Origin of the sequence: Terrisporobacter mayombei, assembly GCF_020748465.1 — a bacterium.
In the GTDB taxonomy this organism is placed as follows: Bacteria; Bacillota; Clostridia; order Peptostreptococcales; family Peptostreptococcaceae; genus Terrisporobacter; species Terrisporobacter mayombei.
The window spans coordinates 1-551 of the sequence record NZ_JAHZMP010000076.1 but is presented as its reverse complement, the minus strand read 5'-3'; the positions used below and the strand labels follow the sequence as shown (position 1 = coordinate 551).

General features: G+C 32.1%; 1 protein-coding gene and 1 pseudogene. Both read left to right on the top strand.

What is annotated here, in order from left to right:
• Nucleotides 1–266 (top strand): 4-hydroxyphenylacetate 3-hydroxylase C-terminal domain-containing protein (locus K0039_RS20385; protein WP_272491548.1); only part of this gene is annotated, 266 nt, incomplete at its 5' end.
• A gap of 143 nt (nucleotides 267–409) precedes the next feature.
• Nucleotides 410–551: pseudogene (locus tag K0039_RS24820) on the top strand (hypothetical protein); the annotation flags it as partial.

Here is a 551-nt window from a genome sequence, read left to right as displayed (position 1 = left end):
TTGGAACAAGTGGAATGACTTTTGGCGAAGTATGTAACAAGTATTTTAAAGCTTCTTCAGTGGCTTCAACAGAAGAAAGAATGAGAATATTAAGATTCTTAGAAAATATATGCCTTGGTTCATCTGCTGTTGGTTATAGAACTGAGTCAATGCATGGGGCAGGTTCACCACAAGCTCAAAGAATAATGATTTCAAGACAAGGAAACATCAATCAAAAGAAAGAATTAGCTAAGAAAATTGCGGGAATAAAAAAAGAGGAAGCTTGAAATTTATAAAAAGTTGATATATAAAGGGAAATTATATATTAATGTGTGTTAATTAATGAAAAAATATGTAGTATAAGAGATAGTTATAAAATTATGGTGGTTTTTAGCTAAGTAAAGAAATTTTTAATAAGGAGAATTTACACATGACCTGTGGAGTTAGATTTTGTGGGGGCTGTAACCCTAGATACGAAAGAGGGAAGGCTCTTACAATAATCAAAGAGCACTTCAATGGTAGGGTAGATTTTAGTATAGCACAAGAGAACGTCGAGTATGATTTGTTACTTA